This is a genomic window from Streptomyces sp. BE20, assembly GCF_036322525.1.
In the GTDB taxonomy this organism is placed as follows: domain Bacteria; phylum Actinomycetota; class Actinomycetes; order Streptomycetales; family Streptomycetaceae; genus Kitasatospora.
The window spans coordinates 35,612-57,650 of record NZ_JAQYWW010000620.1 but is presented as its reverse complement, the minus strand read 5'-3'; the positions used below and the strand labels follow the sequence as shown (position 1 = coordinate 57,650).

20 protein-coding genes and 1 other RNA gene are annotated in these 22,039 nt (G+C 76.0%); 9 read left to right on the top strand and 12 right to left on the bottom strand.

What is annotated here, in order from left to right:
• Positions 1-22: 22 nt before the first annotated feature.
• Both PUR61_RS12485 and PUR61_RS12480 read right to left on the bottom strand, forming a co-directional pair.
• The gene (locus PUR61_RS12485) at positions 23-1,330 is read right to left on the bottom strand and encodes a hypothetical protein (protein ID WP_329878863.1); all 1,308 of its coding nucleotides are present in this window, start codon (positions 1,328-1,330) and stop codon (positions 23-25) included.
• 266 nt (positions 1,331-1,596) lie between these two features.
• Positions 1,597-2,250 carry a class I SAM-dependent methyltransferase gene (locus tag PUR61_RS12480; protein ID WP_329878862.1) on the bottom strand — a complete coding sequence of 218 codons (654 nt, stop codon included), beginning with the start codon at positions 2,248-2,250 and terminating at the stop codon, positions 1,597-1,599.
• A 186-nt stretch (positions 2,251-2,436) separates the two neighbouring features.
• Between PUR61_RS12480 and PUR61_RS12475 the strand changes: the two genes are divergently transcribed.
• Positions 2,437-3,525 carry an alcohol dehydrogenase catalytic domain-containing protein gene (locus tag PUR61_RS12475; RefSeq protein ID WP_329878861.1) on the top strand — a complete coding sequence of 363 codons (1,089 nt, stop codon included), beginning with the start codon at positions 2,437-2,439 and terminating at the stop codon, positions 3,523-3,525.
• Positions 3,526-3,647: 122 nt separating this feature from the next.
• On the opposite strand, the gene PUR61_RS12470 is transcribed toward PUR61_RS12475, so the two are convergent.
• The 3 genes from PUR61_RS12470 to lanL all read right to left on the bottom strand — a co-directional run bounded on the left by PUR61_RS12470 (position 3,648) and on the right by lanL (position 9,276).
• Positions 3,648-3,818, bottom strand: coding sequence for a hypothetical protein (locus tag PUR61_RS12470; protein WP_329878860.1), 171 nt, complete (start codon positions 3,816-3,818; stop codon positions 3,648-3,650).
• A 296-nt stretch (positions 3,819-4,114) separates the two neighbouring features.
• Positions 4,115-6,121, bottom strand: coding sequence for an alpha/beta fold hydrolase (locus PUR61_RS12465; RefSeq protein ID WP_329878859.1), 2,007 nt, complete (start codon positions 6,119-6,121; stop codon positions 4,115-4,117).
• Positions 6,118-9,276, bottom strand: a complete 3,159-nt coding sequence (gene lanL, locus PUR61_RS12460) for a class IV lanthionine synthetase LanL (protein ID WP_329878858.1) — start codon at positions 9,274-9,276, stop codon at positions 6,118-6,120. Before lanL ends, PUR61_RS12465 begins: the two co-directional genes overlap by 4 nt.
• 529 nt (positions 9,277-9,805) lie before the next feature.
• Between lanL and PUR61_RS12455 the strand changes: the two genes are divergently transcribed.
• From PUR61_RS12455 to PUR61_RS12445, 3 genes are read left to right on the top strand one after another with little or no spacing between them, the layout of a single operon-like run.
• Positions 9,806-10,642, top strand: coding sequence for a Nif3-like dinuclear metal center hexameric protein (locus PUR61_RS12455; RefSeq protein WP_329878856.1), 837 nt, complete (start codon positions 9,806-9,808; stop codon positions 10,640-10,642).
• 23 nt (positions 10,643-10,665) lie between these two features.
• Positions 10,666-11,409 (top strand): zinc ribbon domain-containing protein, encoded by a 744-nt coding sequence (locus tag PUR61_RS12450; protein ID WP_329878854.1) that lies wholly within the window; start codon positions 10,666-10,668, stop codon positions 11,407-11,409.
• 4 nt (positions 11,410-11,413) lie between these two features.
• Positions 11,414-12,553 (top strand): bifunctional RNase H/acid phosphatase, encoded by a 1,140-nt coding sequence (locus tag PUR61_RS12445; RefSeq protein WP_329878852.1) that lies wholly within the window; start codon positions 11,414-11,416, stop codon positions 12,551-12,553.
• Between the two features lie 132 nt (positions 12,554-12,685).
• Here PUR61_RS12445 and yaaA read toward each other — a convergent pair whose 3' ends face one another.
• Together yaaA and PUR61_RS12435 are read right to left on the bottom strand one after the other, a co-directional pair.
• Entirely contained in the window at positions 12,686-13,471 is a 786-nt protein-coding gene (gene yaaA, locus PUR61_RS12440; RefSeq protein ID WP_329878850.1) for a peroxide stress protein YaaA, read from the bottom strand.
• Between the two features lie 40 nt (positions 13,472-13,511).
• Positions 13,512-13,970 (bottom strand): DUF3995 domain-containing protein, encoded by a 459-nt coding sequence (locus tag PUR61_RS12435; RefSeq protein WP_329878848.1) that lies wholly within the window; start codon positions 13,968-13,970, stop codon positions 13,512-13,514.
• 242 nt (positions 13,971-14,212) lie between these two features.
• On the opposite strand from PUR61_RS12435, the gene PUR61_RS12430 reads away from it, so the two are divergent.
• The 3 genes from PUR61_RS12430 to rnpB all read left to right on the top strand — a co-directional run bounded on the left by PUR61_RS12430 (position 14,213) and on the right by rnpB (position 17,641).
• Positions 14,213-15,679, top strand: coding sequence for an RNB domain-containing ribonuclease (locus PUR61_RS12430; protein ID WP_329878846.1), 1,467 nt, complete (start codon positions 14,213-14,215; stop codon positions 15,677-15,679).
• Between the two features lie 108 nt (positions 15,680-15,787).
• The gene (locus PUR61_RS12425; protein WP_329879027.1) at positions 15,788-17,230 is read left to right on the top strand and encodes a DHA2 family efflux MFS transporter permease subunit; all 1,443 of its coding nucleotides are present in this window, start codon (positions 15,788-15,790) and stop codon (positions 17,228-17,230) included.
• Positions 17,231-17,243: 13 nt separating this feature from the next.
• Positions 17,244-17,641: RNase P RNA component class A (rnpB, locus tag PUR61_RS12420), an RNA gene on the top strand.
• Positions 17,642-17,757: 116 nt separating this feature from the next.
• On the opposite strand, the gene PUR61_RS12415 is transcribed toward rnpB, so the two are convergent.
• The 3 genes from PUR61_RS12415 to PUR61_RS12405 form a co-directional block, all read right to left on the bottom strand.
• Positions 17,758-18,018 (bottom strand): Prokaryotic metallothionein, encoded by a 261-nt coding sequence (locus PUR61_RS12415; protein ID WP_329878844.1) that lies wholly within the window; start codon positions 18,016-18,018, stop codon positions 17,758-17,760.
• Between the two features lie 117 nt (positions 18,019-18,135).
• Positions 18,136-18,534 carry an ACT domain-containing protein gene (locus PUR61_RS12410; RefSeq protein ID WP_329878842.1) on the bottom strand — a complete coding sequence of 133 codons (399 nt, stop codon included), beginning with the start codon at positions 18,532-18,534 and terminating at the stop codon, positions 18,136-18,138.
• A 188-nt stretch (positions 18,535-18,722) separates the two neighbouring features.
• Complete coding sequence (locus PUR61_RS12405; protein WP_329878840.1) at positions 18,723-19,313, bottom strand: dihydrofolate reductase family protein; 591 nt, start codon at positions 19,311-19,313, stop codon at positions 18,723-18,725.
• Positions 19,314-19,620: 307 nt separating this feature from the next.
• On the opposite strand from PUR61_RS12405, the gene PUR61_RS12400 reads away from it, so the two are divergent.
• Positions 19,621-20,286 (top strand): PadR family transcriptional regulator, encoded by a 666-nt coding sequence (locus PUR61_RS12400; RefSeq protein WP_329878838.1) that lies wholly within the window; start codon positions 19,621-19,623, stop codon positions 20,284-20,286.
• A 91-nt stretch (positions 20,287-20,377) separates the two neighbouring features.
• On the opposite strand, the gene PUR61_RS12395 is transcribed toward PUR61_RS12400, so the two are convergent.
• Both PUR61_RS12395 and PUR61_RS12390 read right to left on the bottom strand, forming a co-directional pair.
• Positions 20,378-20,575, bottom strand: a complete 198-nt coding sequence (locus tag PUR61_RS12395) for a hypothetical protein (RefSeq protein ID WP_329878836.1) — start codon at positions 20,573-20,575, stop codon at positions 20,378-20,380.
• 28 nt (positions 20,576-20,603) lie between these two features.
• Positions 20,604-20,834 (bottom strand): hypothetical protein, encoded by a 231-nt coding sequence (locus tag PUR61_RS12390; protein ID WP_329878834.1) that lies wholly within the window; start codon positions 20,832-20,834, stop codon positions 20,604-20,606.
• A 425-nt stretch (positions 20,835-21,259) separates the two neighbouring features.
• Between PUR61_RS12390 and PUR61_RS12385 the strand changes: the two genes are divergently transcribed.
• Positions 21,260-21,961, top strand: a complete 702-nt coding sequence (locus PUR61_RS12385; protein ID WP_329878832.1) for a bifunctional DNA primase/polymerase — start codon at positions 21,260-21,262, stop codon at positions 21,959-21,961.
• Positions 21,962-22,039 lie beyond the last annotated feature (78 nt).

Genomic DNA, 22,039 nt, shown 5'->3' with positions numbered 1-22,039 from the left:
TTCCTGTGCCGTACGGGGTGGTTCAGATCCGGTCCTGGGTCCGGACGGTCAGGCCGAACTGGTCGGCGATCGTCTTCCACTTCGCCACGAAGTCCTTCTTCGCCTGGGTGGCCCGCGGGTTGAGCTCGTCCGCGCGCTTCTTGTCGGCGGTGTTCGGGGCCGTGCCCGAGCAGCCCTGGGTGGCGACCGCCCGGGCCCAGCTCGCGTACGCCCGGTCGACGTCCGCGGACAGCTGCCAGGCGGATGTCAGCGACTGCACCGCCTCCGCGCCGCCGGGCAGGTCGGTGAAGCTCAACGCGGCCAGCTTGGTGAGGAGTTGGTCGCGCTGTTTGGCTCCGTTGTCGAACACCTGGGCGGCGGCGTCGATGTCGGGCTTGGACGGGCAGCTGCTCACCTTCGCGACCGCACTGCCGATCGGCGCCTTCGCGCCCTCGCCCTGGGTCAGCAGCTCGTCCAGCGCCTTGGCCTGCGGCTGGGCGTTCGGGCCGCCCCCGGCGGTCGGGCTGGGGGTCGCGCTCGCGCTCGCCGAGGGGGTGTCGGTCGGGGTCGGTGCGCCGGTGCCGCCGGTGGGCGCAGGGGCCGGCTGAGGGGCCCCGGACGGTGCGGCGCTGTCGGCGGTGGCGGAGGTCGGGGACGGGGCGGCCCGGTCGGTCGTGGAACCGTCGTCCCTGATGGCCCAGAGGATGCCGCCGCCCAGCGCCAGGACGAAGAGCAGGGCGAAGCCGATCAGCAGCGGCGCGCGCTTGCCGCCGCGGTCGTCCTCGTCGTCGACGTCCTCGTAGCCGGTCGGGTAGTCCGGCGGGGGGTAGCCCGGCTGCGCGTAGTTCGGCGCGTAGTCCGGCTGCGGGTGGTGCTGCGGGTGGCCCTGCGGCGGTCGGCCCGGGTACGGAGCGGCACCGGGGCCCTGGCCGTACGGCGGCGGGGGCGGTTGCTGCCCGGGCTGCTGCGGCTGCTGGTACGGCGTGCCGTACGGCGGCACGGACCGGGGTGGAGCCGGCTGGGGCGGGACCGGCAGGGGGATGCGGGCCGTCGGGGCGTCGTAGCCGGGCGCGGGGTCCGGGGCGGCGGCCAGGTACGGGCGGGCGCCCAGCGGCGGTCCCTGGTCGCCGACGGCGCCGGCGGAGGGCTGCTGCTGCGGGGCGGCGGGCGGCTGGGGGTGGCCGGCCGGAGCGACGGGGCCGGTGGGCGGTCCTGCCGGTGGGCCGGCCGGCGGCGTGGTGGGCGGGCCGGCGGCTGCGGCCTGCTGCTGAGGTCCGCGCACCCAACCGCCGGCGCCACCGCGGGCGGTCGGGTCCCAGACCGCCGGAGCGGTGTTCTGCTGGTCCGTCATTGCGCTAGCCCCCACGGTCTGCCCGGATGCTCTGCTGTGTCGTGCGGCCGTGCCGCGGTCGCGGGCGCCCGCGACCGCGCGGACACCGTACCGTCCGCGCCCCCGCCCGACAGCCCCGGCACGACGTTAGAGCATCCGTGATCGGCCGTGGGACGGCTCGGCCGATTCCCGGCCGCGCCCCGGGGCCCCCGCCCGGGTTCCGGTCCGCGTTCCCCGGGTCCTCGGGCCGCACCCGCCGGGTCCGCCCGCAGATCAGGGCGGGCGACTCAGGCGGCGGCGCGGCGCAGCACCCGCAGCGATCCCGTCACCGAGACCTCCTCGAACCCTTCGGCGAGTGCCCGCAGGTACACCCGGTAAGGGGCCTGGCCGCCGTCGGCCGGGTCCGGGAAGACGTCGTGCACCACCAACAGGCCCTCGGGCGCCAGGTGGGGCGCCCAGCCCTCGTAGTCGCCGGTGGCGTGCTCGTCGGTGTGGCCGCCGTCGATGAAGACCAGGCCGAGCCGCCCGCCCCAGAGGGCCGCGATCTGCGGGGAGCGCCCGACCAGGGCCACCACGTGGTCCTCCAGACCCGCCGCGTGCAGGGTCCGGCGGAAGCGGGGGAGGGTGTCCATCCGGCCGACCTCCGGGTCGACCAGGGTCGGGTCGTGGTACTCCCAGCCGGGCTGCTGCTCCTCGGAGCCCCGGTGGTGGTCGACGGTCAGGGCGACGGTGCCGGTCTCCCGGGCGGCGGCGGCCAGCAGGACGGCCGAACGGCCGCAGTAGGTGCCGATCTCCAGCACCGGCAGGCCGGTGCGGCGGGCGGCGGTCACGGCGGCGGCGTACAGCGCGAGGCCCTCGTCCACCGGCATGAACCCGGTCGCGCCCTCGAACGCGGTCAGCACCTCGGGCCGGGGGCGCGCGGTCTCCAGGAGGTCGGACATGGTGCTGCTCCTCGGCGGGGTGGGGGGTGGCGGGGGTCCTGCTCGCCGTCGGACCCTACTGGACGGTACGGCGCCGTCCGGCCCCGGGACCCCGCGCGCCACCGGGTGGAACGTGTTCCACTCCGCCCCGGCGCGTCGTGCCAGAATCGGCCCGACCGTCGATCCGAGGAGAACCGGAGCAGCCGCATGCGCGCAGCCGTCCTGCACAAGACCGGCCAGGACACCCTGGACGTCCGCGACGACGTGGTGGCGGTCGGTTTCGGCCCCGGCAAGGTGAGGGTCCGGCTCCGGGCGGCCAGCCTCTGCCACTCGGACCTGTCGGCGATGAGCGGGGTGCTGCCGCAGCCGGCACCGTTCGTGCCGGGTCACGAGGGCGCGGGAGACGTGGTCGAGGTCGGCGAGGGGGTGACGGACGTCGCCGTCGGCGACCGCGTGGTGCTCTGCTGGATGGCGCCGTGCGGCCGTTGCGCCCACTGCGAGCGCGGCCGGGGCCACCTGTGCGTGGCCAGCCTGCGGCGCCTCGGTGCGCCCGGTTTCCGCTTCGGTGCGGAGGGCGGGTTCGTGGAGGCGTCCGGCTTCTACGGCACCGGCACCTTCGCGGAGGAGGTGGTGGTCGACCGGGACGCGGTCGTCCCCGTGCCGGCCGACCTGCCGTACGAGCCGGCCGCGCTGATCGGCTGCGGTGTGACCACCGGCATCGGCGCCGCCGTCCACACCGCCCGGGTCGAGCCCGGCGCGTCGGTCGCGGTGATCGGCGCGGGCGGGGTGGGCGTCTCGGCTGTGCAGGGCGCGCGGGTCTGCGGTGCCGGCCGGATCGCCGTGGTCGACCCGGTGGCCTCGCGCCGGGAGCGGGCCCTGGCCTTCGGCGCCACCGAGGCGCTCGCCCCCGAGGAGCTCAAGGCGGCGGCGAAGGCCCTGCCGGGCGGCGGGTTCGACTACGTCTTCGAGGCCGTCGGCCGCTCGGCCACCGTCCGGGCGGGGTACGACGCGGCTCGGCGCGGCGGCGCCGTGGTGGTGATCGGTGCCGGGGCCCAGGACGATCTGGCGAAGTTCAGCATGGGGGAGCTGTTCTTCAACGAGAAGCGGCTGCTGCCCTCGCTGTACGGCGGGGCACCGGTGCCGCGCACCGTCGCCCTGGTGGTGGAGCTGTGGCGGGCCGGGCGGATCGACCTGGCGGGGATGGTCACGCACCGGGTGGGGCTGGCGGACGTCAACGAGGCGCTCGCGCAGATGCGGGGCGGCGAGGCGCTGCGGACGATCGTGACGCTGGACTGACCCTCCGGCGGGTGGCCCCGCCGGATGCGGCCCAGGGCCCGCCGGAGTGTCCGGCGGGCCCTGGCGCGCGTGGTGCGGGTGCGAGTGGTGCGAGTCGCACGGGGGTGCGGGGTCGGTGCGGGTCAGCCCCGGCCTGCGGCGGCGCGGTGCCGGCCGTGCGGGTCGGCCTCGGGCACGTCGTCGGAGGCGGAGCGGCCGCGGTGGCGACCGTGCGACGCGGCGCCCTCGGCCGTGGTCTCGTCGGCGTCGGTCCCGTTGGCCAAGGGTCCGGTGGTGTCGGTGAGGGTGGACATCAGAATCGTCTTTTCCGTGCGGAGGTGAGGGTGTTTCGGCGCCCGGCCGTCACCGCCGCCGCGGTCGGGGCCCGGTCGGGCACTCGACCCGGGCGGCGGCGCCGGGGCGTCTCCGGGCACGCACGGCCGGTGATCGCGGCCCGTGCCCCGGTCACCTTAACCGCCGGAGCGGGCGAGATCCCAGCGAGGTCACGACGAGCACCGCACCGGCTCCACGGCCCCGGACGGCCGTGCCTGGGCCCGGGCCGGACGGCCGGGCGGTCGGAGCGGGGACCTGTCCCGGACCGGACCGGGACCTATCCCGGACGGCCGGTGCGCAGGAACGCGGCGAGCAGCTCGTGCAGCACCGCGCCGCCCTCCTCGGCCAGCACCTCGTGACCTGCGCCGGCCGCCTCCACATACCGGAAGTCGGTCCCCTCGGTGCGTCCGATCCGCAGCAACTCGTGGCGAAGCGACCTTGATTGGCTGACCGGCGCCACCTCGTCCCGGTCGCCGTGCACGATCAGCAACGGGGCGCCGATCCGGTGGGCGAGCTGGAGCACGTCACGCGGCCCGCGGGCGTCCGCGATCGGTTCTCCGCCGCCCAGCCGGGTGGTCAACGCCCTTACCGGGGTGGCGGCTTCGGCCAGCAGCCGGGCTCCGGACAGGAACGGCGCGACGACCGCGCAGCGGGCCACGTGCTCGGCCGGAGCGTGTGCCGCCGCCAACAGGGCCAGGAAGGCTCCGTAGCTGACCCCGAACAGGGCCGGCGGCTCCAGACCGAGCGCGGCGCGCTGCCCCGCGATGCCCTCCAGCAGGGACAGGACGTCGTCGAGGTCCGGGCCGCCCCAGGCGCCCCGGATGGCCATCGCGTGCGCCAACCCGTAGCCGGTGGAGCCGCGTTGGTTCGGCGCCAGCACCGCCAGCCCTTCGGCGGCCATCCGCTGCAGCGCCGGGTCGAACTCCAGTCGCCACGCGTCCGCCGGGCCGCCGTGCAGCGCGAGTACCAGGTGCGGGCTGCTCAGCCAGCCGTCCCCGCCGTACACCACGGCCTCCAACGGCCCCGCCGGGCCCGCCAGTTCGAGGCTCTGCGCGGGGTGCCAGCGCCCGCCCTCGCCCGGCGGGGTGGAGCCGTCCAGGCGCCAGCCCGGCTGCGGGGTCCGCGGGCCGGGGCGCGGGGCGCCGGGGTACCAGGGCAGGACGGTGTCCCGCCACGGCCCGGGCAGACCGGTGCCGAGCGGTGCCAGCTGCAGGGGCAGCGGCGTCGCACCGGACGCGGCGGGCGCCGGGCCGTGCGCCAGCAGCGCGTCCACGTCCAGGGTGGCGAGTGCCGTCGGGTGGTCGGGCGCCGAGTACGGCATCCGCAGCCCCGCCGCCGACCAGTGCCCGACCGCGCCGAGCCGCCCCGGCGGGACCGGCAGCTGCTCCAGCCGCCCGGCGGCCGGAGCCCACAGCGCGAGCGAGGAACCGGCGCCGTGGTCGACCTGGAGCACCACCCGGGCCCCGCCCCCGGTCGGTCGCAGCGCCACCGGGCGCAGGAGCATGCCCGCGACGTGCAGGCACTCCGGGAACCGCAGCGGCGCGTCGCCGCCCAGCACGCCCCAGCCGATCCGGTCGGTCCCGGGCGCGTCGCTGCGCACCATCGCGAACCGGCTGTCCGGGTCGAACAGCACCAGCCGGTCGTTGCTCCGCTCGCCGATCTCCAGCAGCGGGGTGACCGCTCCCGTGCGCAGGTCCAGCACCACGGTGCGGACCAGGCCGCCGCCCACCCGGTCGAGCGCCAGCAGGGCGCCGGTGTGGTCCAGCCAGACCCCGCCGCCGTGCAGCCCCGGGAACTCGGCGACCTGGTGCGGTGCCGAGCCGTCGGCCCGGACCAGCCAGACCGTGGTGGCCGGGCGGGTGTCGGTGCCCAACGCCAGGGCGACTGGGGCCCGGGGGCCGGTCGGGGCACCGGCCGGCAGCGGCAGGAGGCGCAGCCCGGGTGCCCGCAGGGTGGCCAACGGCCTTTCGGCGGTGACGAGTCGGCCGTCCTGGTCGGTGGTGCGGGACAGCGTCACCAGGTCGTGCCGGTCGCCGTCGTGCCGGCAGACCAGCACCGAGCCGTCCGGCGGCGCGACCAGCTGCGACCGGGGGTCCTCCGAGCGGTTGCCGGGCAGCCGGAGCCCGGCCGCCGAGGCGGGGCCGTCCGGGGGCAGGCGCCAACTCTCCACGTACCAGCCACCGTCGGCGGCGGACGCGAGACAGGCGGCGTGGCTGCCGTCGGTCGCGAAGGTGAAGCCGAGCCGGCGCAGCGCCTGCGTCGCGGTCCGGGTGGCCACGTTCATGTCGTCCTCGCCTCCGCCGGTTCGACCCTCTGCCCGTCCGTCTGCCCGTCCGCCGGCCCGTCCGCCGCTCGGCCCGAGGTCGCGGTAGTGGTCGCGGACGGGAGCGGTGCCGGGTCCGTCCAGAGCCGGGGCCCGCCGTACCGCAGCCGCAGCAGGAAGGCCAGTGCGCCCGCCGTGCCGGTGCCGTACGCCGCGGCGCACCCGGTGCCGGTCTCGTCCGGCAGGACCAGCAGGCCGTCCCGCAGGGCCGGACGGGCCGCGAGCAGTGCGCCCACCTCGTGGGCGGAGGAGAGGAACTCCGGATCGCCGGTGGCTTCGGCGAGGTCGAGCAGGTACTCGCCGTCGCCGGCCAGGCCGTGGCAGGCGGTGATGCCGCCGTGCCACCGCGCTGCGGCCGCCGCCCGTCCGGCGGCCAGGGCCAGCCGGTGGGCGTCGGCATCCCCGGTGGCCCGCCAGAGCCGGAGCAGGAAGGTGCCCGCGCCGGAGGATCCGCTGCACCAGTGCGCCAGCCGGACGTGCTCGGGATCGTCGGCGCTCTGCGGCCACCACGCGGTCTCCCCGGAGCCGGCCCGGTCGAGGCGGGCGGTCGCGGCGAGCGTGCGTCCGGCGGCCGTGGCGCCGTCGAGCAGCGCGCCGTCGCCGGTGGCCTCGGCGGCTGCCAGCAGGAAGGCGCCGATGCCCGCGACGCCGTGGGCGAAGCCGAGGTGGGTGACACCGGCGAGCACGGAGTCGAAGTCCTCCGGCACCGGCCACACCGTGCCGTACGGGGCCTGCCGCGCGGTCGCCAGCAGCCCGTGTCCGCAGCGGGCGGCCCGGTCGAGGAACGCCGCGGTGTCCGGTGCGAGGCGGTCCCGCGGCCCGCCGACCGGGGGCCCGCCGACCGTCGGGCCGCCGACCGTCGGGTGGGGCGGCACCCCGGTGGCGAAGCGGAGTTGGAGGTAGCCGGCACCGGCCGCGCCGTGGCAGACGTCGGGGTTGGGCCACGTGACGGGTATCCGCGCGGCCAGCTCCGCCGCCCGCCCGGCCAGGGCGCGGTCGTCCAGCGCGTCGGCGGCGTCCAGCAGCGCCCAGGCGGCGCCGGACCGGCCGAAGTGCAGGCCGGGCAGCACCACCGGCTCGGCGGCGCAGCGGCGTTCGACCCACTCGGCGGCCGTTCGTGCGGTCGTCCGGGCCACGGTCCGGACCTCGGCCGGTAGCCCGTGGGTCGCGGCCGCCCGGGCCAGGACGGCCAGCACGCCCGCCGCACCGTGCTGGACGTTGCACGGATCCGACCGTTCCCCGGCCGGTACCACCGGCCAGAGGCGGTCGCGCCGCAGCGGCGTCGCGGTGGCGGCGAGGTGGCGCAGGCCGTCGTGGAGCACCCGGTCGACGGCGCCGCCGTCGGGGTCGGCCTCGTCCCCGCCCGGTCCTGGCACGTGCGGTCGGGCGGCGGGCAGGGCGGTGCCGGTGTCGGTGTCGGTGCCGGTGGCGCCGCCGTACACGGACGCGAAGTGCGGCGTCCCGTCGTCGGGGACCGGACGGCCGCCCGGTGCCCAGGCACCGCCATCGCCACCACCGGACTCCGCGGCCGCGCCGGACCCGCGCCCGGCCGCCCCCGCCCCGGCCGCCGTTCCCGCCAGCACCTCCCGGGCGCGGGCCACGCTCCACCGCCGCCGGGGCTCCTGGGCGCGGAGCCCGAGGACGGCCGGGGCGAGGCGGCGGGCGGTGGCACCGGAGCGCGCCGCGAGGGCAAGCCAGCGGCCCAGCCGGTCGGCGACCGGGCGGGCGCACGGGAGGTCCTCGGGCAGCAGCGGGTCGTGGCCGGTGGCGAGCAGGAAGAAGAGCCCGCCGAGCGCGTAGAGATCGGTCTCCGGGTCCGCGGTGGAGGCGCCGCCGGCGACCAGCGTGAGCCGCCCGGGGCCCTGTTCGGGGGCGCGGTACCCGGGGGCGCCGGCCGAGCCGGCCCGGCTGCCGGCCTCGGCGGCGAGCTCCAGGCCGACCAGCCGCAGCGAGCCGTCGGGCAGGACGAGGACGTTGCCGGGGGAGAGGTCCCGCAGGACGAGTCCCTGCTCGTGCACCCGCTCGACGAGGTCGAGCAGGGCGTGGGCCACCGGTCCGGCCTCGGCCCAGTCGACGTCGGGGCTGCCGTCCCGGCGCAGCCGGGCCGCGACCCAGCTGCCGAGCGGCTGTCCGGCGATCCGTTCCTGGACGAGGAAGAGGGAGTCGTCCTGTTCGACCAGTTCGACCGGTCGGGGGGCCAGGCCCCGGCCGTCGAGCCGGGCCAGCAGAGCGGCCTCGTGCCGCAGTGCGGTGCGGGCGTCGGTGCCGGCGCGGTCCACCTCGATGTGGGCGCGCGCCTGCTTGACCACGACCTCGGTGCCGCCGTCGGTGTCCCGTCCGAGGAAGACGCCGCCCTCGGCGCCCTTCCGGAGGGTGCCGGTGATCACGTACCGCCCGGCCAGCAGGACCCCGCCGCTGCCGCGCCGCCGTGCCGGGGGCCGGCCCGCGCCGGGCCCGTCCTCGGCGGGATCCCGCACCAGCGGGTCCCGGGCCCACGGCGGGCAGCGGTACGCGGCCTCGCTGACGTCCTCGACCCGTTCGCCGCCGGGCCCGCGCAGCATGGACCGGTAGCCGCCGTCGTTGCCCAGTTCGGCGCGGGCCGCGATGGCGCCGTACCGGTAGTGGACGAGGCTGCCCGGCCGGTACGGGCGGTCGGAGAGCACCACCGGCCCGGGCAGGCCCTCGGTGGCGCGGTGCAACGCGGCGGCCAGCCGCCGGAACTGCGGCTCGCCGTCCGGGTAGACGGTGATGAACTTGCCCGCCGAACCCCGTTCGCGGTGGCGCGAGTTGATCTCGTGCAGCTGGGTCGACCCGGTGGCGAACCGGAACGTGCACGGGTCCTCGGCCAGGATTTCGGTGACGGCGGCGAGCACCACGCCGCCGACCGCCGAGGCGGCGCTGACGTGGAGCTTCCAGCCCTCGTCCGCGAGTTCGCCCGCGGGCGGCCTGGCCGTGCACCAGGGGCCTTCGGCGGCGATCCGCCAGTCGCCGCCTCCCCGGCCCCCGGCTCCGGCCAGCACCGCCCGCGTCATCTCCGGCCACGGGCCGACCGCATCCGGCCCGTGGTCCGCCGAGTCCGTTCCCCCGGCCGTACGCAGCGATGTGCCCGCTTCCATCCGCCACCACATCCCTTCGTCTGGGCCGGTGCCCGCCGGTGCCCACTGCTCCGGCACCCGGGCACCCGGCCGCGGCCTGAATCGGTCCCTCGGTGGGCGCGGGAGTTCGGCCCCGGCCGTGTCCGCCCAGGGCCCGCGGTCCGGCGGTCTCCTGCCGGTGGTCCGTACGGGTCCGCGCGGGTCCGCGCCCGTGGCCGGGCGGGGCGTCCGCCCGACCTCGGGGGCGGTGCAACTCCCTTTTGCAGGAGTGAAGTTACTTTCAGTAGTGAGGGATGCTCAACGCGAAGCCGGTCACTTCACTCGTAAGGGTGATCCGGGCGCCGTTTCGCATGTGTGCGAGGCATCCCGTGTGCGGGACCCGGGCCGTGCGGCCCGGCGCGTACGGCCCCCGAGCGCCCTCCGGACGGCGCGCGCCGGCCGCCCGCGCACCCCGAACCACAGGTTGACGCGCGTCCGTGCACCGGACGGCCCGGGCGCCCGTGCGAACCGGGAGGCCCGGCCGCCCCCGCGCGCACGGTAGTCTCGACAGGTGCCGAAACTGTCCGACGTCATCGCCGCCCTCGAAGAGCTGTACCCGCCGCAGTGGGCGGAGTCCTGGGACGCCGTCGGCCTGGTCTGCGGAGACCCTCAGGCCGAGGTCCGACGCGTGCTGTTCGCCGTCGACCCCGTGCAGGCGGTCGTCGACGAGGCCGTCGAGTGGGGGGCCGACCTGGTCGTCACCCACCACCCGCTCTACCTGCGCGGCACCACGACCGTCGCCGCCACCGGCTTCAAGGGCCGTGTCGTGCACACCCTGATCCGCAACGGGATCGCCCTGCACGTGGCCCACACCAACGCCGACCACGCCGACCCGGGCGTCTCGGACGCGCTCGCCGAGGCGGTCGGCGTGACCGTCACCGGCCCGCTGGTCCCGGACCCGACCGACCCGCTGGGCCGGCGCGGCACCGGACGGGTCGGCCTGCTGGAGCCCCCGCTGCCGCTCGCCGCGTTCGCCGCGAAGGTCGCCGCGGGCCTGCCGGCGACCGCCGCCGGCGTCCGGATCTCCGGTGACCCGAACCGCCTGGTGAGCCGGGTCGCGGTGTGCGGCGGCTCCGGCGACAGCCTCTTCGCCGAGGTGCGCGCGGCCGGCGTCGACGCCTACCTCACCGCAGACCTGCGCCACCACCCGGCCTCGGAGGCCGCCGAGACGGCGCCGATCGCCCTGGTCGACGCCGCGCACTGGGCCACCGAGTGGCCCTGGCTGACCCTGGCCGAGCGGGCGCTGAACGGCGCCGGCGAGAAGCGCGGCTGGGCCGTGGAGACGAAGGTTTCTCACACGGTCACCGACCCGTGGACCGCGCACGCCCCCATGTCCTTCCCCGCCTGACCCGATTCACAGGAGCTCTCCGCTTGAACGCCGCGCCCGCCGACCAGATCCGCCTGCTCGACCTCCAGGCCATCGACTCCAAGCTCGACCAGCTGGCCCACCGGCGGCGCAGCCTGCCCGAGCACGCCGAGATCGAGAAGGTCAACGCCGACCACATCGCGCTCAAGGACCTCGTGGTCGCCGCCCAGGCCCAGCTCGGCGACACCACCCGCGAGCTGACCAAGGCCGAGCAGGACGTGGAGCAGGTCCGCGCCCGGTCCGCCCGTAACCAGCAGCGCCTGGACTCCGGTGCGATCAACTCGCCGAAGGACCTGGAGAACCTCCAGCACGAGATCGGCTCGCTGGCCAAGCGCCAGGGGGACCTGGAGGACGTCGTCCTGGAGATCATGGAGCGGCTGGAGTCCGCCCAGACCCGGGTCACCGAGCTGACCGCGCGGCTGGAGCACTCCACCGTCGTGCTGACCGAGGCCGAGGGCCGCCGGGACGCCGCGTTCGCCGAGATCGACGGTGAGGTGGCGAAGATCCGGCGCGACCGCGAGACCGTCGCCGCCGTCGTCCCGGCCGACCTGATCAAGGTCTACGCCCGCCTGCGCGAGCAGCAGGGCGGCGTCGGCGCGGCCCGCCTTTACCAGCGCCGCTGCGAGGGGTGCCGCACCGAGTTCTCGATCACCGAGCTCAACGCCATCAAGGCCGAGCCGGTCGACAAGGTGGTCCGTTGCGAGAACTGCGGGCGGATCCTGGTCCGCACCGCCGACTCGGGCGCCTGAGCCGGTGGCGGGGCGCAGGTTCGTCGTCGAGGCGGACGGCGGGTCCCGGGGCAACCCGGGGCCGGCCGGCTACGGCGCGGTGGTCCGCGACGGCGACACCGGCCGGATCATCGCCGAGGCGGCCGAGTTCATCGGCCACGCCACCAACAACGTCGCCGAGTACAAGGGCCTGATCGCCGGACTGAAGGCGGCCCGGGACCTCGACCCGGACGCCTCGGTGGACGTCCGGATGGACTCCAAGCTGGTCGTCGAGCAGATGTCCGGGCGCTGGAAGATCAAGCACCCGGACATGCAGCCGCTCGCCGCCGAGGCCCGGACCGTCCTGCCGCGCGGGCAGGTCAAGTACACCTGGATCCCGCGCGAGCGGAACAAGGACGCCGACCGGCTCGCCAACGAGGCGATGGACGCGGGCAAGGCCGGCCGCCAGTGGGAGCCCAAGGCCCCCAAGGCCGCCGCCGTCGAGGAACCGCCGCCGGAGACCGCCGCGCCCAAGGCCGGCTGGGCCGGCGACGCCGACCTCGGCACGCCGACCACCTTCGTCCTGCTCCGGCACGGCGAGACCCACCTCACGCCGGAGAAGCGGTTCTCCGGCAGTGGCGGCACCGACCCGGAGCTCTCCGAGAAGGGCCGTTGGCAGGCCGAGCGGGCCGCCGAGGCGCTGGCCGCGCGCGGCTCGGTCCAGGCCGTGGTCGCGTCGCCGATGCTCCGCACCCGCCAGACCGCCGAGACCGTCGCCGCCCGGCTCGGCCTCGACGTCCGGTACGAGGAGGGGCTGCGCGAGGTCGACTTCGGGGCCTGGGAGGGACTGACCTTCGGCGAGGTGCAGGAGCGCCACCCGGAGGACCTCACCGCCTGGCTGGGCTCCGCCAAGGCCAGGCCGACCGGCGGCGGCGAGAGCTTCACCACCCTCACCCACCGCGTCGGGGTGGCCCGGGACAAGGTCCTCGCCCGCTACCCGGGGAAGACCGTGCTGGTCGTCTCGCACGTCAGCCCCATCAAGACGCTGGTCCGGCTGGCGCTCGGCGCACCGCCGGACGCGCTCTACCGGATGGAGCTGTCCGCCGCCTCGCTCTGCGCCGTCCAGTACTACGCGGACGGCAACGCCTCGGTGCGGCTGCTCAACGACACCGGGCACCTGCGCTGACCGTGCGGGCTCGCGGAACCGCGCGCACCCGCGCCGGGGACCGCCGGGGACCGCGGAAGGGCCGGTCGGGAACGACCGGCCCTTCGACGTGCGGTACACGTGCCGGCGGACCTCGGTGCACCTCAACGGACCTCAGTGCACCTCGGTGACCACCACGTCCAGCTGCCACGGCTTGCGCGCGGTGCCCTCGGCGGCGACCTCCACCCGGTAGCCGAGCCCCAGCAGCGCGTCCACCAGCTCACCGGGCGCCTTGGGCGCGGCGTCCGTGACCAGCAGGTCGCGGACCAGCCGGCCCTTGGTCGCCTTGTTGAAGTGGCTGACCACGGTGCGCCGGCCGTCCCGTTCCTGGAGCACCCGGACGGTCGCCGTCCGGGACACCACCTCGCCGGCGGGCTTCCAGGCGGCCGCGTACGCGGCGGAGCGCAGGTCCAGCACCAGCCCGTCGGCCACCTCCGGCAGCACGGGCGCCATCGCACCCCGCCAGTACGCTCCGAGCGCCCCCAGGCCGGGGAGTTTCACGCCCATCGAGCAGCGGTAGGGCGGGATCCGGTCGTCGATCCGCACAGCGCCCCAGAGCCCGGAGAAGACCAGCAGCGTCCGCGCCGCCCGGTCGTACGCGGCCTCGTCGAGCGTCGCCAGTCCCAGGTTGTCGAAGAGCACCCCGGTGTACACCTCCCCGGCCGGGAGCGCGCCCGTCGTCGGCAGGCCGGCGTTCCTCGCCACCTCGCCGCGCAGGCCGGGACTCAGGCCGAGCACCTCGGCGGCCGCGTCGCCGTCGCCCCGGCAGAGGTCGACCAGGGTCTCCAGCACCCGGGCCCGGGCCGCCGTCAGCCCGGGCAGCGACAGCCCGTCGAGCGCCAACGGCACACCGTCCCCGGACGCGGCCTTCCCCTCCGAGGGCGGCAACAGGACCAGCACGCGTACTCCTCAACACTTCGTGGCGGCGGACCCGGCCACCCTACGCAACCGGCCCCCGCTCCCGGTAACCCGTCGCCGCGACCGCCGCGGCCCCGGCGCCGAGCGCCAGGCAGAGCGGCGAGTAGTACCGGGTGTCCAGGCGCCGGAACCGCTCCGAGCGCCCGAGCAGCCCACCACCGAAGAGCAGCAGCCCGCCCGCACCGCGCGCCAGCATCACCGCAGACACCGCCCGCACCCCCGCCCGGCGCAGCCGCGCGGGCCCGACCGCCGGCACCACCCCGGCCTCCGCGGCCACCAGGTACGCGGCCGAACCCAGCAGCCCCGCCACCGCCGCGCACGCCGCGGCCGGGGGCACCCCCTCGCCGGTGCCGACCACGGTGTCCGCGAACTCCTCCGGCGTCCGCAGCGGCCACGGCGTCACCGTCCACAGCGCGTGCAGAGCCCCGGTCCCCGCCAGTACCCCGGCCACCGCCGACCCCACGACCTTCGACCCACGCATCGCCCGATCCCCCTCCTCCGTTGCGATCACCAGCTCCCCCCACGCTACGACCCCCTACACCGCCACCCCGCGCCCCACCGGCCCCGCCACGACGACGACGTGGCCGCTGCTGCCAAGGACTGCAGGTCGCTGCTGGGCCGCTGAGCCCGGCCGCGCGGCCGTCGCAGGACCGGCCGGACATCGGCACGCCGCCCGCGGGCGACGTCCGGCCGGAACCACCCGGCCGGCCCTACGCTGCCTCCATGCCCCGCCGAAAACTGCGTGTCAAGGCCGCCGACTCCGCCCGGATCAACGCCGAACTGGCCGAGTTGCGGGCCCGACCGGAGATCCGCACCGAGTGGCCCGAGGCCGTCCTGGCGGAGGCCGAACAGGCCGCCGAATGCCCGCGCCTGCCCGAGTACGACGCCACGGACCTGCCGCTGTTCACCGTCGACCCGCCCGGCTCCCGCGACCTCGACCAGGCGATGCACCTCGCCCACCGCCCCGGCGGCGGCTACCGGGTGCACTACGCCATCGCCGACGTCGCCGCCTTCGTCCGCCCCGGCGGGGCGATCGACGAGGAGGCCCGCCGCCGGGTCGAGACCCTCTACTTCCCCGACCGGCGCGTCCCGCTGCATCCGACCCGGCTCTCCGAGGACGCGGCCAGCCTGCTGCCCGGAGAGCTTCGCCCGGCCCTGCTCTGGCAGCTCGACCTGGACGCGGACGGCGCCGTCGTCCTCGCCGACCTTCGGCGCGCGGTGGTCCGCTCCCGGCGCCGGCTCGACTACGCGACCGTCCAGCGCGCCGTGGACGCCGGCGGAGCCGACGAGCAGCTCGGCCTGCTCGCCACCGTCGGCCGGCTCCGTGAGGAGCGGGAGCGCGAGCGCGGCGGGATCAGCCTCCCCGTCCCCGAGCAGGAGATCGAGGAGACCCCGCGCGGCTATGCGCTCGGCTACCGCGCGCCCACCCCCGCCGACGGCTGGAACGCCCAGATCTCGTTGCTCACCGGCATGGCCGCGGCCGAGCTGATGCTCGACGCGGGCGTCGGCCTGCTGCGCACCCTGCCCGCCGCCCCGCCCGCCGCGTACGAGCGGCTGCGCCGCACCGCCCGCGCGCTGGACGTGGACTGGCCGGACGGCCTGCCGTACCCGGAGCTGATCCGCTCCCTCGATCCGCAGCGCCCGCTGCACGCCGCGTTCCTCGACGAGTGCACCGGCCTGCTGCGCGGGGCCGGCTACGCCGCCTTCGACGTGAGCGGCGGCGTGCCCGCGCCCGCCGACCCGGTGCACGCCGCGCTCGCCGCGCCGTACGCGCACTGCACCGCGCCGCTGCGCCGGCTGGGGGACCGGTTCGCCCAGGAGGTGTGCGCGGCGGTGGCGGCGGGGGAGGAGGTGCCGGCCTGGGCGCGCGAGTCGCTGCCCGGGATCCCGGCGCTGATGGCGGCGGGGGACCGCCGTTCGGGTGAGGTCGAGCGGGCCTGCATCGACCTGGTGGAGGCGGAGCTGCTGGCCGGCCGGGAGGGCGAGGACTTCGCCGCGGTCGTGGTCGACGTCGACGGCAAGCGGCCCGGTCGCGGCACCGTCCAGCTGCGGGATCCCGCCGTCCGGGCCCGTTGCGAGAGCCCCGACGGCGCGTCAGGCGGCGGGGGTCTGCCGCTCGGCGAGCTGGTGCGGGTCCGGCTGGTCGTCGCCGACCCCGCCACCCGTACGGTCCGCTTCACCGCCGTCTGACGGCCCGGCCGGTGGGAGGATCGACCCGTGGCCGAAGCGACCTCCCCCAGTCCACCGCCCGCCGCCCCGCACCCGGGCCCGTCCGCCGATCCCGGCCGGCGCCGCCGCCTGCTGATCCTGGCGATCTGCTGCCTGAGCCTGTTCATCGTCGGGCTCGACAACACCGTCGTGAACATCGCCCTCCCGGAGATCCAGAAGGACCTGGACGCCCCCGCCTCCGGCCTGCAGTGGATCATCGACGCCTACACCCTGGTGCTGGCCTCGCTGCTGATGCTGTTCGGGTCGGTGGCCGACCGGTTCGGCCGCCGCCGGGTGTTCCAGACGGGTCTGCTGCTCTTCGTGCTCGGCTCGCTGCTCTGCAGCCTGGCTCCGAGCCTGGAGTGGCTGGTCCTGTTCCGTGCGGTGCAGGCGGTCGGCGGCTCGATGCTGAACCCCGTGGCGATGTCGATCATCACCAACACCTTCACCGAGCCGCGCGAACGGGCCCGGGCGATCGGTGTCTGGGGCGGCGTGGTCGGCATCTCCATGGCGCTCGGACCGCTGCTCGGCGGCTTCCTCGTGCACGCCGCCGGCTGGCCGGCGATCTTCCTGATCAACGTCCCGGTCGGCCTGGTCGCCTTCCTGCTGACCGCGCGCTACGTCCCCGAGTCGCGCGCCCCCCGCGCCCGACGGCTGGACCCGGTCGGACAGCTGCTCATGGTGGCGCTGCTCGGCTGCGGCACCGCCGCGATCATCGAGGGCCCGGAGCACGGGTGGACGTCCCCGCTGATCCTCGGCCTGGCCACGACGGCGCTGGTCGCGCTGGTGGCCTTCCCGCTGTGGGAGCGCCGGGTCGCCGAGCCGCTGGTCGACCCGCGGTTCTTCCGCAGCGCGCCGTTCACCGGCGCCACCCTGACGGCGGTCTGCGCCTTCGCCGCGCTCGGCGGCTTCCTCTTCCTCAACACCCTCTACCTCCAGGACGTCCGCGGCTACAGTCCGGTCGAGGCGGGCCTGTGGACGCTGCCGATGGCCGGGATGATGCTGGTGTGCGCGCCGCTCTCGGGCCGGATCGTCGGCAGCCGGGGCCCGCGCGGCCCGCTGGTGCTGGCCGGGATCGGCCTCACCGGCAGCGGCCTGCTGCTCACCCGGCTGGCCGCCGACTCCCCGCCCGTCCTCCTGCTGGTCGCGTACGCGCTGTTCGGCTTCGGCTTCGGCATGGTGAACGCGCCGATCACCAACGCCGCGGTCTCCGGCATGCCCCGCGCCCAGGCCGGTGTGGCGGCGGCCGTCGCCTCGACCAGTCGGCAGGTCGGCCAGTCGCTCGGTGTCGCGGTGATCGGTACGGCGGTCACCTCGGCGGTGATCGGCCCGGTCGTCACGGGCTTCGCCCCGGCCAGCCACGTGGGCTGGTGGATCGTGACCGGTCTCGGCGTCGCCATCCTGGTGATCGGGCTGGTCACCACCACCGCCTGGGCCACCGCGACCGCGGCCGGGGTGGCCGCCCGGCTCGGCGGCGAGCCGCCCGTCGCCCGGGCCGCGGTGCGGGAGGCGCCGCCCGAGCGGCTACGATGACCACTACGGCGGAAGAGCCGGCCGGGCGGCCGCGACGGGTCCCAGGACCCGCCGAGGAACGTCCGGGCTCCACAGAGCAGGGTGGTGGGTAACGCCCACCCGGGGTGACCCGCGGGACAGTGCCACAGAAAACAGACCGCCCGCCGCTTCGGCGACGGGTAAGGGTGAAACGGTGGTGTAAGAGACCACCAGCGACCGGGGTGACTCGGCCGGCTCGGTAAACCCCACCTGGAGCAAGGTCAAGATCGGCGCCTCCGGGTGCCGTGCGCGGATGACCGAGGGCTGCTCGCCCGAGTCCGCGGGTAGACCGCACGAGGCTGTCGGCAACGGCAGCCCTAGATGGATGGCCGCCTCCCCGGCTCGCGCAAGCGGCCCGGGAGACAGAACCCGGCGTACAGGCCGACTCTTCCGCCGCCGACTCGGGGAAAGGCCCCCCGACCTGCGAAACGGCAGGTCGGGGGGCCTTTTCCGCTACCTCGAAACCCCGCCGGAGCGCTCACGTGCCGGCCGGCCCGGGTGGGGCGGGTCTACGAGGACGGGCGGGTGCCGACGGCGTCGCGGATCTGTTCGCCGAGGCCGCCGTTGACGCGGGCGCAGTTGGCGCAGCAGAAGAACATGCCGGCGACCTCGACGCCGTGGCCGACGATCCGGACCTGGCACTGCTCGCAGCGCGGGGCCAGCTTCTCCATCGCGCACTCGAAGCTGTCGAAGGTGTAGACGTCGCCGGTGAGGGTCTTGATCTCGAAGGCGAGCCAGTAGTCGTTGCCGCACGTGACACAGGTGGCCATGGTGGCGCACTTCCTTCCGGGGCGGGTCCAAGAGGGGCGGGGCTGACCGGTCGGGCGGGTCGCCCGGTCCTTCCAGTCTCGGAGCCCGCCCGGGGAGCGGCCACCCGGTGCACCCGGTCAGGCGGGCCGGTCGGCGAACTCCTCCAGGACCCGGACGGCGCGGTCCGCGTCGTCGGCGGCGACGAAGAGGTGGTCGTGGTGGAAGCCGGCCACCACGTTGCAGCTGATCCCCTCCTCGGCGAGCCGCCCGGCCACTGCGGCGGTGAGGCCGACGGCCTCCAGCGCGGAGTGGATCTGCAGGGTGATCCAGGCGGCCACGTACTCGTAGCGAAGGCCGAGCGCGTCGGCCTCCTCCTGGGCCACGACCACCGTCACCCCCTCGGGTTCGGCGACCGTGACCACCGGCCGCATGCCGGCGGGCACCCTGGCGGGCAGCGTGCAGTACACGTACCGCCCCGGGTTGAGCTGTGGGCGCATTCCGCGCAGCAGTGTCGCGAGGTCTCGTTCTCCGGCCATGCCCGTCACCGTAGTGGCACCGCCGCAGGTCGCGGCCTCGCCGGGGGCATGTCGGACCGAGATGTCGGGCGGAGTGCCGGGCGGGGTGTCGGACCGGCCGCTCGGGGCGCGGGTCGCAGCGATGCGCGAACGCAGCCGGAGGCCCGATCCTGTGTCACCGTTCGCAGCGGACCGGTTCGCGCACCGGCTCAGCTCGGTCGACGGCGCACCCGGTAGCGCAGGTGGAGCACCCGGTTGCCCTGAACCACCACGTCCGGGCCCTCCAGGAGGTGCTGCGCGTGGACCGACCCGAAGAAGCGCCTGCCGGACCCGAACACGACGGGTACGACGTCCATGCGCACCTCGTCGACCAGGCCCGCGGCGAGCACCTGGCCACCGACGTCGCCGGCGGCGACCTCGACCGTGCGGTCTCCCGCGAGTTCCTGTGCCTCGGCCACGGCGGCCTCGACGCCGTCGACGAAGTGGAACGGCGCCCCGGGGTCCCAGCCCTCGGGCGCCGGCCGGTGCGTCACGACGACCACGTGGTCGATCCCGCCCGGAGGCGTCCCGTCCCAGCCGTCCGTCATGTCGAAGACGCGGCGGCCGACGATCGTGACTCCGATCTGGTCCCAGTACGGCCGGGTGTGGTCGTAGGACGCCCGCGAGACCTTCAGCGCGCCGTTCTCGTCCAACGGGACGTCACCGTTGGACAACCAGTCGAACAGTGGTCCGGGCTGGTCGTTCTCGTCCGCGACGAAGCCGTCCACCGACACCGAGCTGTACATGACCACCTTGCCCACGGGGCTCTCCTCTGCTCTGGGATGCCCCAAATTAGCGCGTCGTGAGCCCTCGCTCCTCCCCGTGCTCCTTTGGGGCCCACTTCGGCTCGGCCCCTGGTGAGCCGCAGCCGCGGGCCTGACCTGGGGCGGTCCGACGTCGACGGCGATCGGTCCGGGTCGCCTGTTGCAGGACATCGGTGGCCGTGTCGGTAGCGTTGACGGACGACACTCAGCGATATATCGTCGAAGTATCGAGACAGTAACTCGACTGTCTTGAACGATCGTCTGTGCGGCCGCGTTCCCGCGGCCGGTACGGGAGGTGGGTGCTATGCGTCCAGGACGATTCCGCGAAGAGGGCCCGTACGGCGGACGCCGTCGGGGGCCGGACTTCGCCGGGGGTCCCGGAGAGTGTTTCGAGGGCCGAGAGGCGTTCGGCCCGTTCGGGCCGCCGCCGTTCGTCGGCGGGCCCGGACGGCCGCCCGGGCCGCCGTGGGGCCGCGGCTTCGGCGGGCCCGGAGGGCCCGGCGGGTTCGGCCCGCGCGGCCGTCGCGGCCGGGCTCGGCGCGGGGACGTGCGTGCCTCGCTGCTGGCGCTGCTCAAGGAGCGGCCGATGCACGGCTACGAGATGATCGCCGAGATCGCCGAGCGCTCCGGCGGGGCCTGGCGGCCCAGCCCGGGTTCGGTCTACCCGACCCTCCAGCTGCTGGAGGAGGAGGGCCTGATCACGGCGGAGGAACTCGGCGGCAAGCGGCTGGTCTCGCTCACCGAGGCGGGCCGGGCCGAGGCCGACGCCGGGCCGGACGAGCCGTGGGCGGAGGCCGGTCAGGACGTCGACTGGGCCGCGGTCCAGGAGGTCGGCCAGGCGCTCGGCGCGGTGGAACACGCCGTCCGGCAGGTCATGGCGACCGGGACGGAGGCGCAGCGGGTCAAGGGCCTGGCCGTGCTCACCGAGGCCCGGAAGAAGCTGTACCTGATCCTGGCCGAGGACGACTGACCGTCAGTAGCCGCCGGTGCCGGGTGAAGGCGGCCCGGCGCCGACGGTCGGCCGGTGACGGGGGTGCGGGGCGCGGGAGGGACCGGCGGGCTCAGGCCCGAACGGCGAACAGCGCCACGCAGGCGAGCAGCAGCACCGTCCAGCCGAACCAGAGCCAGCCGTTGGATCCGAGCACCGCGCTGTAGGCGCTGATCAGTACCAGCAGTCCGGCGGTGACCCCGGCCACCTGCCGGTTGTGGTGCGCCACCGACTGGGCGCGGGTTCGGGGGTGCCGTACGGTCCTCGCCATCGCCGTCCTCCCACCAGGAGGGCGGCCGTCACCCGGTAGCGCGGGCGGTGGCCGCCTCGTCGTACTCGTAGCGCCAGTACCAGCGGGTGCCCCGCTGCTGCTTGGCCCGGACGTACACCAGTGTGCGCGCCGGAGTGTCCCCGTGCGAGGGGACCGGCACGGTGTACTTCTTGGGCACGCCGTACATCGGCCCCAACGGGATGGGGAGGATCCGGCCGTCCAGGGGGCCGCCGACGAATTCGGTGTCCGCGCTCTTCACCCCACCAGGGTCTCATCCCGCCGCAGGTGGCGGACCGCGTGCGGGTGCCGGGCGGAGGTGCTGTGACGGTCGGGTGCCGGGAGTGTGACCGGAGAGGCACCGCCCCCGGTCAACCGGAGGGTCCGCGCACCCTTATCCTTCCTGTTACGCCCTCGGGGTCCACCCGGGTCAGCGGGCCCGTACGGGCCGGGCGAGGCGCACTTGACCGTGCCCGCCGGGCCGCCGAGCCGCAGCCGTCGTGCTGCCGTGACTCCGTACCGTGACCCCGGCGTCGGCCGTCCGGCAACCCCGGCACCGGCCGGCAGGGCGCGGTACTGCAGGGCCGAGCACCACCCGGGAAGCAGCGGGGGGCGCCGTGCGTTGCGTCGGAGTGGTACGTCGAACGCTGTGTCACACCAGGCACGGCGACGCACGGAAGGGGCCCGATGGAATCCGGCAGCAGGTGGACGACCTGGTGGCAGAAGCGTGACCGTGAGCGGGCCCGGGCGGCGGACACGGACAGTCCCGCCGCCAGACTGGACCAGCTGCTCGGCGCCGTCCGCGCCGGCTTCCCGTTGGCGCCCGCCGCGCATCCGGCCGGCTACCGATGTTCCTGTGACCGGGTCGCCTGTCCGGCGCCCGCCCGGCACCCGGTCTCGTTCGCCTGGCAGACCCAGGCCACCACCGACCCGGAACAGCTCGCCCGCTGGCTCTCCCGAGACCCGCAGGCCAACTTCATCACCGCCACCGGCCGCGCGCACGACGTCCTGGACGTGCCGGCCGAGGCCGGGCGGCTCGCCCTGGAGCGGCTCACCGCGCTCGGCGTGGACGGCCCGGTCGCCGCCGTCGGCGAGGACCGCTACCTGTTCTTCACCGCCACCCGGGGTACTCCGGTGGACGAGGACGAGTGGTGGCCGAGCGCCCTGGACTCCACCCCGGACACCATGTCCGAACACCCCGGCCTGCGGTGGCACTGCCGCGGCTCGTACACCCTGCTCCCGCCGGCCGCGCTGCCGGACGGCTCGGAGGTGCGGTGGCTGCGCGGGCCCGAGCAGCCGCTGCCGGACTCGCTGCGCGTGCTGGACGTGCTGACCGACGCCTGCACCGAGGTGGGCGCGGTCGCCGAGGAGCAGTGGCTGATCGGGTAGCCGGCCCGCCGAGCCCGTCCCCGCCCCGCCCACGTTCTGCCCCGCCGGGGCCGCGCCCCTTCGGCGCGGCCCCGGCGG